This is a genomic window from Phascolarctobacterium faecium, assembly GCF_003945365.1.
Taxonomy (GTDB): domain Bacteria; phylum Bacillota; class Negativicutes; order Acidaminococcales; family Acidaminococcaceae; genus Phascolarctobacterium; species Phascolarctobacterium faecium.
The window spans coordinates 2064104-2081498 of record NZ_AP019004.1; the positions used below are offsets into that span (position 1 = coordinate 2064104).

The 17395-nt window shown below is 41.4% G+C and carries 18 protein-coding genes; 3 read left to right on the plus strand and 15 right to left on the minus strand.

Annotated elements, in window-relative coordinates; translation table 11 throughout:
* Positions 1-12 precede the first annotated feature (12 nt).
* The 14 genes from PFJ30894_RS09960 to PFJ30894_RS10030 form a co-directional block, all read right to left on the minus strand.
* Positions 13-936: a 3'-5' exoribonuclease YhaM family protein gene (locus PFJ30894_RS09960; RefSeq protein ID WP_021717398.1), complete on the minus strand. Its 924-nt coding sequence runs from the start codon at positions 934-936 to the stop codon at positions 13-15.
* A gap of 29 nt (positions 937-965) precedes the next feature.
* Positions 966-1760 carry a Nif3-like dinuclear metal center hexameric protein gene (locus PFJ30894_RS09965; RefSeq protein WP_046430728.1) on the minus strand — a complete coding sequence of 265 codons (795 nt, stop codon included), beginning with the start codon at positions 1758-1760 and terminating at the stop codon, positions 966-968.
* Positions 1741-2439: a tRNA (adenine(22)-N(1))-methyltransferase gene (locus PFJ30894_RS09970; protein ID WP_167457065.1), complete on the minus strand. Its 699-nt coding sequence runs from the start codon at positions 2437-2439 to the stop codon at positions 1741-1743. The genes PFJ30894_RS09965 and PFJ30894_RS09970 overlap by 20 nt, the downstream gene beginning before the upstream one ends.
* Positions 2440-2564: 125 nt before the next feature.
* On the minus strand, positions 2565-3812 hold the full coding sequence (pepT, locus tag PFJ30894_RS09975) for a peptidase T (protein WP_125669733.1): 1248 nt from the start codon (positions 3810-3812) through the stop codon (positions 2565-2567).
* 22 nt (positions 3813-3834) lie between these two features.
* Positions 3835-5385, minus strand: a complete 1551-nt coding sequence (locus PFJ30894_RS09980; protein WP_125669734.1) for an AbgT family transporter — start codon at positions 5383-5385, stop codon at positions 3835-3837.
* Positions 5386-5547: 162 nt separating this feature from the next.
* A complete protein-coding gene (trpA, locus tag PFJ30894_RS09985; RefSeq protein WP_125669735.1) occupies positions 5548-6327 on the minus strand; it encodes a tryptophan synthase subunit alpha in 780 nt (259 codons plus the stop codon).
* Positions 6320-7504 (minus strand): tryptophan synthase subunit beta, encoded by a 1185-nt coding sequence (gene trpB / locus PFJ30894_RS09990; RefSeq protein ID WP_113078098.1) that lies wholly within the window; start codon positions 7502-7504, stop codon positions 6320-6322. The genes trpA and trpB overlap by 8 nt, the downstream gene beginning before the upstream one ends.
* Complete coding sequence (locus PFJ30894_RS09995) at positions 7497-8123, minus strand: phosphoribosylanthranilate isomerase (protein ID WP_125669736.1); 627 nt, start codon at positions 8121-8123, stop codon at positions 7497-7499. Before PFJ30894_RS09995 ends, trpB begins: the two co-directional genes overlap by 8 nt.
* Positions 8116-8904, minus strand: coding sequence for an indole-3-glycerol phosphate synthase TrpC (trpC, locus tag PFJ30894_RS10000; protein WP_231997896.1), 789 nt, complete (start codon positions 8902-8904; stop codon positions 8116-8118). The genes PFJ30894_RS09995 and trpC overlap by 8 nt, the downstream gene beginning before the upstream one ends.
* Positions 8905-8909: 5 nt before the next feature.
* Positions 8910-9917, minus strand: a complete 1008-nt coding sequence (trpD, locus tag PFJ30894_RS10005; protein ID WP_021717406.1) for an anthranilate phosphoribosyltransferase — start codon at positions 9915-9917, stop codon at positions 8910-8912.
* A gap of 15 nt (positions 9918-9932) precedes the next feature.
* Complete coding sequence (locus PFJ30894_RS10010) at positions 9933-10499, minus strand: anthranilate synthase component II (RefSeq protein ID WP_125669737.1); 567 nt, start codon at positions 10497-10499, stop codon at positions 9933-9935.
* Positions 10500-10513: 14 nt separating this feature from the next.
* On the minus strand, positions 10514-11974 hold the full coding sequence (trpE, locus tag PFJ30894_RS10015) for an anthranilate synthase component I (RefSeq protein WP_231997898.1): 1461 nt from the start codon (positions 11972-11974) through the stop codon (positions 10514-10516).
* 466 nt (positions 11975-12440) lie between these two features.
* Positions 12441-13193, minus strand: a complete 753-nt coding sequence (locus PFJ30894_RS10025) for an SH3 domain-containing protein (protein WP_125669738.1) — start codon at positions 13191-13193, stop codon at positions 12441-12443.
* A gap of 121 nt (positions 13194-13314) precedes the next feature.
* Positions 13315-14106: a transporter substrate-binding domain-containing protein gene (locus PFJ30894_RS10030; RefSeq protein ID WP_125669739.1), complete on the minus strand. Its 792-nt coding sequence runs from the start codon at positions 14104-14106 to the stop codon at positions 13315-13317.
* A 158-nt stretch (positions 14107-14264) separates the two neighbouring features.
* Here PFJ30894_RS10030 and PFJ30894_RS12060 point away from each other — a divergent pair, with 158 nt between their 5' ends.
* The 3 genes from PFJ30894_RS12060 (at position 14265) to PFJ30894_RS10040 (ending at position 15856) form a co-directional block, all read left to right on the plus strand.
* Entirely contained in the window at positions 14265-14387 is a 123-nt protein-coding gene (locus tag PFJ30894_RS12060; protein WP_256317431.1) for a CD1871A family CXXC motif-containing protein, read from the plus strand.
* On the plus strand, positions 14380-15246 hold the full coding sequence (locus PFJ30894_RS12135; protein ID WP_125669740.1) for a 4Fe-4S binding protein: 867 nt from the start codon (positions 14380-14382) through the stop codon (positions 15244-15246). Before PFJ30894_RS12060 ends, PFJ30894_RS12135 begins: the two co-directional genes overlap by 8 nt.
* Before the next feature lie 103 nt (positions 15247-15349).
* Entirely contained in the window at positions 15350-15856 is a 507-nt protein-coding gene (locus tag PFJ30894_RS10040; protein ID WP_125669741.1) for a TlpA family protein disulfide reductase, read from the plus strand.
* 45 nt (positions 15857-15901) lie between these two features.
* On the opposite strand, the gene PFJ30894_RS10045 is transcribed toward PFJ30894_RS10040, so the two are convergent.
* A complete protein-coding gene (locus tag PFJ30894_RS10045) occupies positions 15902-17380 on the minus strand; it encodes an aldehyde dehydrogenase family protein (protein ID WP_125669978.1) in 1479 nt (492 codons plus the stop codon).
* Positions 17381-17395: the final 15 nt, after the last annotated feature.

The window sequence follows — 17395 nt, forward strand, 5'->3', positions numbered from 1 at the left end:
GAGATTATTTAGTCAAGCTTCATGCAATAAAAAACGCTGCAGCATTTTATTGTATTCCCAAGGATTTTTTCCTTCATTTTTACTGAACTGATTCATAATCGCATCAATTTCATCAGCATAATGCACAATAAAGCTTTCTTTCGTTGCACATGCAACCGGCGAACCTTTTTCCTGTTCACCATGGTGTGATAAAACAATATGCAACAGCTGCTGCAGCTTAGGTCCTGTTACTTTTGCCTTGCCAGCTGCCTCCTGCACCATCACCGCCGACATAGACACATGCCCCAGCAATCTTCCTTCCATCGTATATGGAAATCCTATATCCGAAGAAATTTCTCTAATCTTGCCAATATCATGCAGCAATGCTCCTGCAACGATCAAATCCTTATCCACGCCACCAATACGATCTGCCAACGACTGAGCAATACCGGCAACATCAACAGAATGCTGAAGCAAACCTCCGATATAAGCATGATGTAAACGCATTCCCGCCGGATTGATCAAAAATTTATCATATAAAGTCCCGCTGAAAATATTTTCCAAAATCAATCTTATTCCCGGGGTCATAACTCCTTTGATAAGTTTTTGCAGCTTATTTTCATATTCCTGATGATCAAAATCACCATTAGGCAGCAAATGGGTAATATCATCTTCTGGCATAATCTCTTCCATCCGTTGTAAAACCAGCTGCAGCGTCATATCATTAGAAAATTTATTAATATCTACCATGCCGCCAACCATCATTACTTTAGGACCTTCCATAGACCTCATCTTATCTACAATGCCAGCTTCAAAAACAATAAACGGCATTTTGCCGCTGTTATCTTCCAGTAAACCGCGCGCAAACACACCGCCATTAGACGAATTACCAATTTTCTGCACACGCAGCAATACAGCTTGACACACTTTAGTGCCAGCCTTAAAATCACTGATCATATTTGTCACCATCCTCTAAAGCATACCGGTTACAGGTATTGCAAAATTTTGCTTTCCTTCGCTACCAAAACCTGAGCATTGAATCCGCCTGACGTTAGACGCAGTGCAATTCTGTCAGCAAGCGTATTTATCATAGGTAATTCAGTTCCCTGATGTGTAGCATCAATTATATTCAAGCCGCTGTATACTGCGTTCTGTGCAGTATGATATTTCACATCTCCAGTCACAAAGGTATCTGCTCCGGCAGCCAGTGCCTCATCAATGAATTCAGCACCTGCTCCACCACATACAGCAACCTTGCTTACCCTGCGTCCAGCGTCACCTGCAATTATATTGTCTAACTTTAAGACGGTTTTAATTTTTTCACTGAACTCCTGCAGAGTCATCGGCTCATGTAAACATCCAACCCGTCCTAAACCTGCTTCTCCACCGGCAGCAGGAACTAAAACTTCAGTATGCAGCAACCCAATTTTCTCTGCCAAAACATCATTAACACCGCCCAATACACTATCAAGGCTGGTATGTGCACTATAAACAGCAATTTTATTTTCAGCACAATCTAGAAGTAATTTATGCTGCCAGCTCCTGTCGGTCATCTTTTTTATTGGATCAAAAATAACCGGATGATGTGTTACAAGCATTTGTACTTTATGTTCAACGGCCTGCTCTACTACTTCAGGTGATACATCCAAAGCAACCATAAGTTTTTTTACCGTATTACTACTGCGCCCAACCAACAATCCAACATTATCCCAAGGTTCTGCTAAATTAGGCGGAGCTATGCCATCCATTACTTTAATGATATCATTTACCGTAGCTTCCATCGCCTAATCCCTCCAGTTCCTGCAATAAAGTGTATATTTCCTGATATTTTTCACTTTGCCTTGCTTCTGCACTGCGGCACATATTCAGCAGCATCTTTTGATATTGACCGCATACTTTAGCAAAATGTTTTTTGAAAAGCGGCGGCCTTTTTTCCAGCAAGCGCGGCCCTATTTCACATTCCAAGGCGGTGAAAGCAGCCTCAGCGCCACGTTCCAGAACAATGATTTCATAAAGATGCCGTCCTTCTTCAACAAGAACTTCATCATCAATACGCCAGCCGCTGGCATTGACCCAACGTCTTAAAGAAGGTGCTCCGGCCATCGGCTGCAATATCAGCTTTCTGGCTTTCTGTGCGGTTTCCGGCGAAGCTTCAAGGATTTCTATCATTGTGCCGGCACCCATACCAGCTATTATAATCACATCTGTTTCGCCAGGCCTAATAATACTTAAACCATTGCCCATCCGCACTTCTATTTTATCATTCATACCATACATAGCAACTGTATTACGTGCGGCAGCACATGGACCCTCAGTAATGTCACCAGCAACTGCTTTGATAATCTGTCCACGCTCTGCCAGCCATGCCGGCAAATATGCATGATCTGTACCTATATCTGCTATGCTTACGTTCTGTGGAACTAATCTTCCAATCGTTTCCAAACGCGCACCAATATTCATATTTCCTCCCATACCATTACTTTATCATACAAATTATAACATATTCCTGCCTTTCAGTTGGTTATTTCTTTGTGAAACTCAAATGCCTTCCCTTAAAGATTTTAAGGGAAGGCATTCTGAATAACTTAACCTTTAGCAATCAATTCAATCAGCTTCAAGGTCATCTGGCAGGATTTTTCCAATGCCGGCAGCGGCAAAAATTCACAGTTAGAATGAAAATTATGTCCTCCGGTAAAATAGTTTGGCGTTAAAATTCCCTGCGTAGAAATATAGGAACCATCCGTACCACCGCGCATGGCAATAGTATTTGGTTTTATTCCCAGCTCTGACATCGCCGTATAAATATAATCTATACATTTTCTATTCTCATCATTGACAGCATCTGCAATATTTCCATAAGTATCTGTTATCGTACATACTATTTCTGCACGAGGATATAGCTTCTGTAAAGATTCAACATTTGTTTTTATCAAACGTTTTCTAGCCTCATAAGTATTTTTATTATGATCACGTATATCCAGCTGAACTACGGCCTCGCTTTGATTGGAAGTAATAGACTTCGCCCAGATGTAACCTTCCGTTCCTTCTGTATGCTCCGGTGTCTGCATTCTGTCAAAACTGTTTACCAAATCAACAGCAGCCAGAGTTGGATTTACCATTACCCCTTTCGCCGACATAGGATGTGCACTTACACCTTTTATTTTTACTACCGCGCTACCGGCATTGAAAGTTTCATAAACAACTTCGCCCAATTCACAGCAGTCAATAGTATAAGCGAAAGCTACCGGAAATTTACTGAAATCCATTTTCTTTGCTCCGCGTAACCCACATTCTTCATCAGGTACAAAGGCTACATAGATATCTCCATGCTGCAGATCTTTATTTTGCATCAAAGTTTCCAATGCGACCACTACATTTGCTATGGCTGCCTTATTGTCAGCTCCCAATACACTTGTACCATCACTGAAAACAATATCCTGACCTTTGTATTTTAATAATTCCGGATGTTCTGCCTCGCGAAGATAAATACCCTGTTTTTTATTCAGGCAAACGTCACCGCCGCTATAAGACCGCACCACCTGCGGTTTGATATCAGCTGAAAGATTAACATCAACAGTGTCTAAATGAGCAATAAACCCAACCGGCGGGACTCGTTCACTGCTTCCAGCAGGTAAATTAGCAGGCAATTTACCTGTAAGAACAGAATATTCACTAATCTCAAGATTAACTAAGCCCAGTTCGGCAAGATCTTTTTTTAATAATTCAGCTAAACTTCTCTGACCTTCTGTAGAAGGAACTACTGTCTGAGAAGCATCGCTTTGACTTGTTACTGCTACATAACGTAAAAAACGTTCTAATAAACGTGTCTGCATTCTTCTGCCCCCTTAATGATCGTTAAAACCGTCTCGGATAAACATAATCTGCCTGGAACCCCAGTGGTATATCCAGCCACCAGAATAAGTATAACATAAAGGTAAGAGAAACCAATAATGCTATAGTATACGGCAGCATCATGGAACTTAATGTACCAATACCAGCATTTTTTACATATTTCTGGCAATACAGAATTATTAAAGGATAAAAAGCAAACATTGGTGTTACAACATTAACCGCAGAATCACTGACTCGGAAAGCAACTTGTGTCAGTTCAGGCGCAATTCCTACCGCCATCAGCATCGGCACAAATATCGGAGCCAGAATAGCCCATTTTGCTGAAGCAGAGGTAATAATAAGATTAAGCAACGCAACAAAAACAATAATACCGAAAACAGTTACCTGCGGCGGTAAATCCAATGATTTTAAGAATTCTGCGCCGGATACAGCAATCAGCGCTCCCATGTTCGATGCACCGAACGCATACAGGAACTGAGCTGCAAAGAAATAAAATACGATCAGCTGCACTAAAGTTTTAGTAATCTCTTCCATTGCCGCCGTAACATCTTTAGGCGATTTGAATTTACCGCAGGCAATGCCATATACTAAGCCAACCAAAGCTGCAAAAATAAAAATCAGCGACACTATCGACTGCATTATCGGAGCCTTAAAGCTGGCAATAACGCCATCAGGAGCACGCAGGATAGAATCTGCAGGATACAGTGCGGCGGCAAGCCCGGCCAACATCAACAACAATACCGCTGTAGCTATTTTAAAAGCCCTGTTCTCCGAAGGCGTAATCGAGCTGTTATTTTCGTTGCCCAAGTCCAGATCGTCATCAAGCGGACAAGCCTTCCAAAGCCATGGGTTAGTAATCTTTTCAGTTACCCACCAGCAAGCACCAATAACTATAAACGTAGAAGCAAACGCATAAAAATAGTTGCATAATACGTTTACCTGATATCCCGGATCAATAATCTGGGCCGCACTTTGGGTAAACCCCTGAATAACAGGATCAATAGCCGAAGGCGTATAGTTGGCAGCAAACGCGCCGGCAATACCTGCAAAAGAAGCAGCAATACCTGCTAAAGGATGTTTGCCTACTGCGTAAAACATATAAGCGGCTATAGGGATAATGATGACATAACCAGAGTCGGGCCCCAAATGACTGAGCATCCCTACCAGAATAACTACCGGTGTGATCAGAACTTTAGGTGTTATAGAAAGTATCTTTTTCAACCCCGTATTAATGTAACCAGACCCATCGGCAATACCAATACCAAGTGTTGCTACGATAACCATACTGAGCGGCGGAAAATTTGCATAATTAGTGACCATTTTGCTCATTAAATCTACTAACGCCTTCCCGCTGAGCATATTAGTTATTTCGATCGGCTTACCGGTCGCCGGATGCACATAATTGAAATGTATCTGCGCTAAAACTGCCGACACTACACAAACCAAAAGAAAGGCACTGATGAAAAGAATCGTAATATCCGGTATTTTATTACCGATACGCTCTATAAATCCTAATATGCCTCCTACCTGCTGTTTACTTTGACTTTGCTGCAATTTTGAAGCCTCCTAACTAATTTTATCTGAGAAATATCATAATTTAATATTATAGCAAAAGTCAGTCGGCAATACCACTTACTGCAGCAACCTTTATAAAAAATTTGTACTCTTTTCATAAAAAACTGCCGCAAGCTTTTCGCTCTTGGCAGATTCTTTTCTTTACGCTTTTCTCACTGCAGCAACCATCTCTTCAACATATTTTTTTACCGGCCCTGCGGCATCTTTTCCATATTGCTCAACAATCTTCACAATCGCGCTGCCAACTATCGCTCCATCACTTAGCCCAGCCATTTTTTCAGCCTGTTCCGGCGTAGCGATCCCAAACCCTACTGCAACAGGAGTATCGGTGACTTCACGAATACGTTTGACTATCGCTCCAATATCTGTAGTTATATTACTGCGGATACCTGTAACTCCCAATGAAGAAACAACATAAATATACCCCATGGCCTCTCTGGCGATCATTTGAATACGGTCATCAGACGTTGGAGCTATCAGTGAAATAAGATCAACATCGTATTTCCTGCAATTAGAAAGCAGTTCATTTTTTTCTTCATAAGGCAAATCAGGTACGATAACGCCATCAATTTCCAGCTGACGGCATTTTTCCATAAACCGCTCAGTTCCGTAAATAAAAATCGGATTGACATAAGTTAAAAATACCAGCGGTACCTGAGTGACATTTCGTACTTCTGCAAGCATATCAAAAAGCTTATCCGTAGTAGTACCTGCATTTAACGCTCTGACATTGGCCCGCTGAATAACTTCTCCTTCTGCAACAGGATCAGAAAAAGGTATGCCTATTTCAATAATATCGGCACCTGCTGCGGCCATTGCCAATATCAGTTCTTTGCTAACTTCAAGATTGGGATCTCCTCCTGTAATAAACGGGATGAAGCATTTCTTTTTATTTTTAAAAGCCTGCCTTATTTTACTCATGTAAATCTACCCCCATATATCTGGCAATCGCCGCTACATCTTTATCTCCACGTCCAGACAAATTGACGACAATGATTTTCTCCTTTGACATTTCAGGCGCAACCTTCATCGCATAAGCCAGCGCATGCGCACTTTCGATAGCAGGGATAATTCCTTCCGTTTCAGATAAATAACTGAATGCCCGTACTGCTTCAGTGTCTGTAATGGCTACATAGCTGGCACGTCCGGTATCATATAAATGTGCATGTTCAGGTCCGATCCCCGGATAATCAAGTCCAGCTGAAATTGAATACACCGGTGCTATCTGACCATACTTATCCTGCATAAAATACGATTTCATCCCGTGAAAAATTCCCAGGCTACCACGATTAATCGTAGCCGCAGTCTCTTCCGTTTCAATGCCGCGCCCTGCAGCTTCAACGCCAATGAGCTGAACATCCGTCTCAGAAATAAAATCATAAAATAAACCCATCGCATTAGAACCGCCGCCGACACAGGCCATCACAATATCGGGTAAACGCCCCTCTTTAGCCAGCATCTGTTCTTTTACTTCTTTTCCTATTACACGCTGAAAATCACGAACTATTTCCGGATAAGGATGCGGCCCCATCACACTGCCTAAAACATAGTACGTATCATTAACATTCGCAGTCCACGAACGCAAGGCTTCATTGACAGCATCTTTCAAAGTCATCGTGCCAGTTTCAACCGGCACTACCTTTGCTCCCAGCAGCTCCATGCGGAAAACATTCAATGCCTGCCGCTCTGTGTCTTCCTTTCCCATATAAACAACACATTCCATATCCATCAAAGCTGCTGCTGTAGCCGTAGCTACACCATGCTGCCCAGCCCCAGTTTCAGCAATCACACGTTTTTTTCCCATTTTTTTAGCCAGCAGCACCTGCCCTAAAACATTATTGATTTTATGAGATCCGGTGTGATTCAAATCTTCACGTTTTAAATATATTTTGGCTCCTCCTAGATCACGAGTCATTTTCTCGGCGAAATATAATAATGAAGGCCTGTTCGCATATTCGCGATATAAAGCCTGTAATTCCTCCATAAACTGCGGTTCATTTTTATAATAATCATATGCACGCTCTAATTCCAAAACCGCATTCATCAGGGTTTCCGGAATATATTGTCCTCCATGCCTGCCATATCTTCCTTTAGTCATTTTCTCTGCTCCCTTTCACTGCGGCAATAAATGCACGCATTTTTTCAAAATCTTTACTGCCGTCAGTTTCCACCCCGCCGCTCACATCAACAGCATATGGTTTTACTTCTAAAGCCTCTTGTACATTTTTCGCATCCAAACCTCCAGCAAGAAAAAACGGACGCTGCAATTTAATATTTTTTAAAATCTTCAAGTCAAAGCGCTGACCGCTGCCGCCATAGCCAGCCTTTGTATAAGTATCAAGCAGCAGATAATCACATTCATAATCAATCGTACTCTCAAAACTCTCTGTATTTCTCACGCGCAGAACTTTTATCACAGGCAAATTTATTTTACGGCGCAGCTCCCTGCAATACTCCTGACTTTCGTCACCGTGCAGCTGCACCATGTCAATAATGCGTTCTGCCGCCAGCCGTTTGATAAAATTAATATCTTCTTTTACAAAAACACCTACAGTTCGAACCCTCAAATCCAGTTCTGCCCGCAGTTTTGCAGCTTGCTCGGCCGAAACCTGCCTTGGACTGGCCGCAAAAACGAACCCGGCATATTCCGGCAACAGTATGTTGGCAAATTCGATATCTTCTTTACGTTTTAACCCGCATATTTTAACCTTAGTCATTTATCTCACCTGAAAGCCGCTGTAAATCTAAAGTAATATTATTGCTTCTCATCAGCATCTCACCAATCAAAACACCATTTACACCAGCGGCACGCAGCAGTTTGATGTCTGCTGCACACTTAATCCCGCTTTCAGAAATAAATATTTTATCTTGTGGTACAAGCGGCCTCAAACGCAGGCTATTCTGTAAATCAACACTGAAATCTTTCAAATTACGGTTATTGACGCCGATGATTTCTGCTCCAGCATTTAGTGCAGACTCCACTTCTGACTCATCATGTGCTTCAACTAAAACATCCAATCCCACACTGGCGGCAATATCTAAAAATTCTCTGATCATAGATGTTTCCAACAATGCACAAATCAACAGTACAGCATCAGCACCAATAGTTTTCGCTTCATAAATCTGATATTCACTGATTATAAAATCTTTGCGTAAAACCGGTAATTTTACTGCAGTACTGATCGCCTGTAAATACTCGTCTTTACCTAAAAAAAACTGCGGTTCTGTTAAACACGAAATCGCCGCTGCACCTGCAGCTTCATAATCTCTGGCCAGTCGCAGATAGTCAAACTCTTTGCTAATAATACCTTTAGAGGGTGAAGCCTTCTTGACCTCAGTAATAAAATTCATCCCATCTCTCGACAAACGAGTACGAAACCCACGGTTATTTTTAGGTAAACTCTCAGCGTCAGATCTAACTTTATTTAAATCTTTTATTCTTTGCAGTTGCTCTACTCTGAGCCGTGTAGCCGCTGCAATTTCATCTAAAATCATCATCCACCTCAACCATTGCTCAGAACGATCAGCTGCTGTAATTTCTGCAATGCTTTACCATTGTCAAGCGTTATCCTGGCAAGTTCAATACATTCTTTAATTGAACCTTTGCCTCCCAAATACAAACTCAACCCAGAATTTAAAACTACTGCATCACGTTTTGCGCCTTGTTCCTTACCACTCAAAATATCATAGGTTATACCTGCATTGATTTTTGCATCACCGCCCATAAGATCACTTTTTTTGCATGGGGTAAACCCAAAAGCCTGTGGGTCAAGTGTATAAGTCGTGATTTCACCATCATTAATCTCTGCTATCGTATTCGTTGAAGAAACAGTTACTTCATCAATCCCATCATTGCCGTAAACAACAATGCCACGCTTAACACCCAAGTTAGCAAGTACTTTCGCTAAAGGTTCTACCAACTCTTTTTTGTAAACTCCCAAAAGCTGCAGACTGGCAAAAGCTGGATTTGCCAAGGGGCCAATAATATTGAAAACCGTGCGTATTCCAAGCTCTTTACGCACAGGACCGGCAAATCTCATTGAAGCATGATACGCCTGCGCAAACAAAAAACATAAATCGATTTCCTGCAGCAGCTCTTTATTACGTTCAGCCGAAAGATCTATTTTCACACCCAGTTCTTCCAAAACATCTGCAGCTCCGCTTTTGCTGGAAACGCTGCGATTACCGTGTTTTGCTACAGGAACCCCTGCCGCCGCAATCACAAAAGAACTTGTTGTAGAGATATTAAAGGTATTCGCACAATCGCCTCCAGTACCTACAATATCCAGTACATCTTTACCCGGATCGATATGTGTGCATTTCTCACGCAAAACCTTTGCACATGCCGTTATTTCTTCAATAGTTTCACCTTTCATACGCATAGCCGTAATAAACGCCGCAATTTGAGCATTAGTAGCTTCACCGCTCATTATTTCCCCAAAAGCACCTATGGTCTCTGCTCCAGTAAGATTTTGTTTTTCTGCTAATTTATTTATTGCTTCATTGATCATTATTTTCACTCCTTACTATATTGCTAAAAAATTCTTTAAAATACTTAATCCGTCAGGTGTCATAATAGACTCTGGATGAAACTGGACGCCATAAATATCATAATCGCAATGTTTCACAGCCATAATCTCTCCATCGTTCGTAGTCGCTATGACCTCCAGGCATTCGGGCTTGGAATACTTATCAATTATCAGAGAATGGTACCGTGCGGCAGGTATTGTCTGTGGCAACCCTTCAAATAATCTGCTGTTCTTGTCTATTTTGATCATACTCTGTTTGCCATGTACCAGCTCACGGGCATGTACAATTTTCCCGCCGAACACCTCACCGATCGCCTGATGGCCCAGACACACACCTAAGATCGGCATCTTCCCCTGCAACTTTTCTAAAACAGTTTCGCATATTCCTGCATTTTCAGGAAAACCAGGTCCTGGTGACAGAATAATATGCGAAGGCTGCAAAGCTTCTATAGCTTCCACAGTTATTTGATCGTTACGATATACTTTAACCTCATCAGTCAGCATCCCAATAAACTGAAACAGATTAAATGTAAAACTGTCATAATTATCAATAATAATTACCATTACTTTGCTCCTTATTATTCTTTTGCTGTTTCTCGCAGCGCCTTCATACAGGCCCCTGCTTTATTTACTGTTTCTGCGAACTCATTGTCAATCACAGAATCGGCTACAATCCCACCGCCGGCCTGTATATAAACTTTACCAGCACGTTTTACCATAGTCCTTATCGTGATACAAATATCCATATTACCGCCAAAATCTATATAGCCCATACCACCGCCGTAAATTCCTCGACGCTGAGGTTCCAGCTCATCAATAATCTGGCAGGCCCTGATCTTCGGAGCACCGCTTAAAGTTCCGGCTGGAAATACGGACTGCAAAGCATCCAGGCAATCTTTATCTGCTCTCAATCGTCCAGTAACACGGCTGGTTATATGCATCACATGAGAAAATTTTTTAATTTCCAGATAATCAAGTACTTTAACAGTGCCAAATTCACTTACGCGTCCCACGTCATTTCGGCCTAAATCTACCAGCATATTATGTTCGGCTATTTCTTTGGCATCAGCCAAAAGTTCTTTTTCCAATGCCTGGTCCAGTTCTTCTGTCGCCCCTCTTGGTCTTGTACCTGCAATCGGCATCGTCGTAATCTCGTGTCCATTCACCTTCACAAGAGTTTCCGGCGAACTTCCTGCGATTTCAACATCATCATTTTTCATCAACACCATATATTGAGATGGGTTCGTCGTCCGCAAGATACGATAAGCATTAAAAAGATCCTGATCGTAGTCTGCTGTAAATTTCTGTGAATAAACTATTTGAAATACATCGCCATTCTTGATATATTTTTTGCATTTCTGCACATTAGCTGCATATAGATCCTTACTTTGATTAGATTTTACTTCACCAAGTTTGGCCGCTATAAATGGCCTCTGAGCAACCGAGCTAGACAAAAGCGCTTCAACGGCCGTAATTTCCCGCTCAGCTTTTGCATAATTCACCTCTAAATTATCTGTGCGTACATTCACAATAATAAAAAGTTTCTGTTTTAAGTGATCAAACGCTACTATTTTATCAAACAACATCAAATCAAAATCAGGAAAATCTGTCGCTTTTGTCGGGTCAAATTGCAGACTCGGCTCACAATACTGAACAAAGTCATAACCAAAATAGCCTACAAAACCTCCTGTCAAAGGCGGTATCCCTCCGATTTTAGGAACCCTATATTCTGCCAGCACCTCTTTAATACAATTTACAGGATCCTTGGTCTTGAATTTTACTTTAGCACCGTTAATAACTTCTACAACTTTATCTTTAGCTCTCAGTTTGACGATTGGATCATAGCCGACAAAAGAATAACGTCCCCAGCGCTCACCGCCCTCCAAACTTTCCAGCAGAAAATAATCGTTGCTGCTGTTTTTTACAGCTGCTAAAAATGCCAGCGGCGTTGTCATGTCAGCCAGACATTCTTTCGCAACTGGAACTGCTGTATAGTCTTTTTGATAGGCTTTAACTTCTTCCAGCGTAAGATTAAGCACTGTTTTCACTCCTTCATCGTTAAAATAAATAAAAAACCTGCCCTTGTTATAACAAGGACAGGTTGAAAAAACATATACCTGCGGTACCACCTTGATTCACGAAAATAAATCGTGCACTTAAAGCAGAGTGCCAACACACCCCTCGCCCTTAACGCAGGCGTTGCGTTGCAGAGTACTTTCGGCAAGCCGATTTGACTGCACCCTCAGCGGTCCATTTATCAAACTGCATTTCTATCCGGTTCCCAGCTCCCCGAACTCTCTGTAAGCGCATTTTTTGACTTGATCTCCGCCTCTACGGTTTTGTGGTCGTTATTTAATTGTTGTAAGTTTAGCACCATGTTTAACAAGCGTCAACAAGTTTTTCGCAAATCACTAAATTTTTTTTTCAACTTTCTAATTTTGTCAATCAGTTTACACTTTTAATAAATTCACAGAAAATTCCTGTTATTTTAATATTTATACAGATTCACTCTTCCCCGCTCAAAACAATTCTGCACACATCACCATCGCTGTTAATATAAAAATCTAAACTTTTACCGATTTTACTGTTTTTGGGAAAATTATAACCATACATCATCACAGCACCGTCTTTATCATCTTTCAGATAAACGACCCTTGCCGGGATCCCATACTGGCCTATAACGCGGGCACCGTCGTCACCCGCACCAATACCACGCATTGTATAGATTACAGGAGAAGCTGTCATAAGCTCAACGATTTTCTTATTACCACGTTTAGCTTTAACCTGCAGCTGCTGAAAATCATAAACCTGACTGCTCCCATCTTTAGCTTCTTTTTTTACTTTTCCCAACGATTTTGCCGCTGAACTGTCAAAAATCTGACCCAAATGCCAATCCCCCAACGAATTATCTTCGTCGATCAATTCTTCAGCCTCAGGCTTTTCCAGATACTCGGCAAAAACATAACCACTTTTACCATTCCATTCAACTTTTTGCCACTCCCCGCTTTTACTGCCACTCAGACGAAAAAGCGAATGCCTTGGCAGGCATGCTAAAACATCAGCAGTAGTTGAAGGCCCCGAACGAAAATTCACGTCATCATCAGCCAAAACTGCAAATTCACCTTTTTTATAATCAGAAATTTTCTGCGTTGTATAATAAGCTTCACTTTTTGCAGCCAGTACAGTTCCTGTCTGCAAAAGCAAGCTCGTCCCCATCATAATGCCCAGCGCAACAGCTGCAAACCTTTGTATCAGCATTGCAGTTCCTCCTTCTTAATTCTTATGTTTTATTATATGCTAAAGTTTCTGGGAATACAAATCTGTAAAATTGAAATAAATGTAAAAAGCCTGCCTTAAAAAGGCAGGCTTTTTACATTTATTATTTTATATACTTAGCATCTAAACGGGCAAATGTTCCGTTCAACTCCATTTCTTCCATCCACATATTCACATAGTTAAGAAAAATCTGATCACCTTGCTGCATCAGTATGCCAAAGTTGTTTTTTGTAAATGGTTCCTCGATCAAAGGAGCCGCAAGTTTTGCATTATCACGCACATAACGGCGTGCTTCCATTGTCTCTGTAATCATAATATCTGCTTTTCCTTCCGCAATCAAACCTGGGATCTCTGCATTTTGCTGATGTACGATCAATGTACAGTCAGGCAGATTAGCAAGAGCAAATTTTTCATTAGTACCTCCCGGATTTACCATTACACGCACATCTTTTTTATTCATATCCGCCAGTGTTTTAAATTTTTTAGCATCGTCCTTACGACATAGAATAGTTTTGCCAAATACCAGATAACCATTGCTTTGCGCCATTTTTTGTTCTCTTGCTAAAGTGCGGGTGATACCGCACATTGCAACATCAAATTTACCAGCCAAAGTATCGGCAGTCAACGTGCTCCATGTAGTTGGTATAAACTTCACCTTAACCCCAAGCGATTGTGCCAGAAGTTCGCTTGCTTCTGTATCAAAGCCTTCATATCTTCCTGTCTCCCGGTTTAAATAACTCATCGGTTTATAATCGCCTGTAGTTCCAACCAAAAGACAGCCCCTACTTTGAATTTCGTCCAGTTTTGAAGCCTCTGCATGGGGAAACAAACCGCCAAGTCCAAGCATCGTTACAGCTACAAGGGTCATCATTACAATTTTCTTTACACTTACCATACTACCATCCTCCAATTTTAAGATCACTACCTTTTAATTGTAACTATAAAAAAGCTTTTTGTCTACGACATATTTTTCATTTGTTTTCAAGCTGTCTTTCTGCTATCATATTACATACAATATCTTTTGTGCATATTGAAGAAAGTCTGGTACTGCTTATGAAAAAATATCTATGGCTGATAGCTCTGATTTTTTTAGGCATCGGCATTTGGCAACAACAATATCTCAGCGTGCTTCGTAAAGCAGCTATGATCTGTCTGGAGTGTATTGGCATTGGCTAAACGAACCCTCATTCAAATCCTTACCGCATTTCTTTATAATGGTAATCTGCCGGGATTCCTTAATGGCCGAATCTGGCAGGGGCCAAGTAAAAGTATTTGCGTCCCCGGGCTTAACTGTTATTCTTGCCCAGGCGCTTTAGGAGCCTGCCCTTTAGGAGCGTTACAAAGCTCTTTATCAGGAGTGCTCCTACGCTTTCCGTTCTATGTTTTAGGACTTATGCTCCTCTTTGGTTTACTGCTTGGGCGAACTGTCTGCGGCTGGCTATGCCCATTTGGATTCATCCAGGAACTACTTTATAAAATTCCGTCGCCAAAGTTTGCTAAAAATAAAGCAACGAGGACTTTGACAAAGCTTAAATACATTATTGGTTTGCTTTTCGTTATTATTTTGCCAATAGTTTTTTTCTATGTCGTTGGTGTTGGCGCACCAGCCTTTTGTAAATATATTTGTCCTGCCGGTACTTTGGAAGCAGCATTACCGCTTTTAAGCACCAATCCCTTCCTCAAACAAAATCTTGGTATGCTTTTTAACTGGAAATTATTTCTACTGCTCGTCACTGTTATTGCCAGCATCGTCATCTATCGACCTTTCTGCCGCTTTATCTGCCCTTTAGGAGCCTTCTATAGTTTATTTAATAAAATTTCTTATTTTGGGATCCAGGTAGATAATGTCAAATGCACTGGCTGCGATGCCTGTATACGCAAATGTAAAATGGACTGCGTAAAGGTAGGAGACCGTGAATGTATTAACTGCGGCGAGTGCATCGATACCTGCCCTGCAAGCGCAATCTCGCTTGGACGTAAAGTGAAAAAAGCCGACACCAATGTTGCCGAAGCAACAAATAATCAACTTTTGTAACCATTTATAAAATTAGTATAACAAACGTTACAAGTATAAACTTTGTTATACTAAAATAAAGTTTATTATGATATCCTAAAATTTTACAAAGCGAGGTACTGTTATGAGCACACTCAAAAAAGTTATCTTAGGCGTAATCTTACTTACTGCCGTCGCTGTAAGCGGCGTACATTTTTTCGACCTCCCGCATATTGCCAAAGCAGAAACTAACGCGGCTCCGGCTTTTACTGTAACAGATATGAATGGACAAACTGTTTCCCTTGCTTCTCTAAAAGGTAAGCCTGTTTTCCTTAATTTTTGGGCGACCTGGTGCCCTCCCTGTGTTGGAGAAATGCCTGATATCCAAAGAATGTACGCGAAATATGGAGATAAAGTCCACTTTATTATCGTCAACATCGACGGCACCCAACCTGATGTAGCTGCATTTATGGAAAATCACGCTTTCAGTTTCCCTGTTGCGCTTGATACGAATGGAGCTGCTGCTTCAGCCTATGCCGTTCAGGCTATACCAACAAGTTACATCATTGATGCTGACGGCAATGTTATTGACAGCCATGTCGGCGCATTAAGTGCAGGTGATATGGAAAGTTTCATTACATCTGCTTTCTAAAACCTTAAAAACAAAAAAACGACTGCTATGCAGTCGTTTTTTATTTTATTCATATAACCCTAAAGTATTTTCCGAAAGATTAATCATAATATTTTTAGTCTGACTATAATGATCCAGCATCACCTTGTGAGTTTCACGCCCAATACCGGATTGTTTATATCCTCCAAAAGGTGCACCTGCCGGAATGGCATTATAGGTATTGACCCAAATTCTACCGGTCTGTACAGCTTTAGCCACGCGCATAGCACGATTGATATCCTGAGTCCAGACAGCACCGCCCAGACCATAAACGCTTTCGTTTGCCATACGGATAACATCCGCTTCGTCTTTAAATTTAATGACTACAGCAACCGGTCCAAAAATTTCCTCCTGAGCTACACGCATATTATTAGTAACATTGGTAATCAGAGTAGGAGCAACAAAATTACCATTCTCTAAACCATTATCAGTCAATTTATAGCCACCGCAGGCGATAGTAGCACCTTCCTGTTTGGCAATATCAATGTAACTCAAAATCTTTTTGACCTGATTTGCATCAATTTGTGCACCCATTTGTACGCCTTTATCAAGCGGCAGACCTACTTTTACTTTTTCAAAACGTTTGACTGCTTCTTCTACAAATTTATCGTAGATTGCTTCATGTACAAAAACACGTGATCCTGCGCAGCAAACCTGGCCCTGATTAAAAAGAATCCCCAGCAGTAACCCTTCCATAGCCAAATTCCAGTTGCAGTCTGGGAAGAAAATATTAGCTGATTTGCCACCCAGTTCCAAAGTGGCAGGAATCAATTTCTCAGCGGCAGCTTCGGCAACAGAACGCCCGACTTCAGTAGAACCGGTAAACGCCAGCTTAGCAAAGCCAGGATGTTCAAGGATATCGTTACCAGATTTTGATCCCTTACCGGTAATAATATTCAGAACTCCTTTCGGCAGTACACCTTCAAGCAATCTTGCCAGCTCAAGAATACTAAGCGACGTCTGACTGGAAGGTTTAATGACAATAGTATCGCCTGCAGCCAACGCCGGAGCTAATTTCCACGCTGCCATCAAAAATGGGAAATTCCAGGGAATAATTTGTCCCACAACTCCCAGCGGCTCGTGCAGCACCAAACTCATCGTATTATTATCCAGCATGGTCGCAGTACCTTCCTGCATTCTGATAGCAGCTGCAAAATAGCGGAAATGATCAGCGGACATTGGAATATCGATTCCTGATGTCTCACGTAAAGGTTTACCGTTATCCATAGACTCAACCTTTGCCAAGTGTGCGGCATTTGCATCAATAATGTCAGCTATTTTATTTAAAATATCAGCTCTTTGCTGCGCAGTAGTATCTTTCCATGTTTCAAAAGCTTTCTGCGCCGCTTTTACAGCATCATCAACATCCGCTTTAGTTGCTTCAGCACATACCGCCAAATGTTCACCAGTCGCAGGATCTGTAGAACTAAACGTAGCTCCATCTGAAGCCGGCCGCCATTCACCATTAATATATAAACCATATTCTTTCAATAAATTTTCTTGCATCATTTACACTTCCTT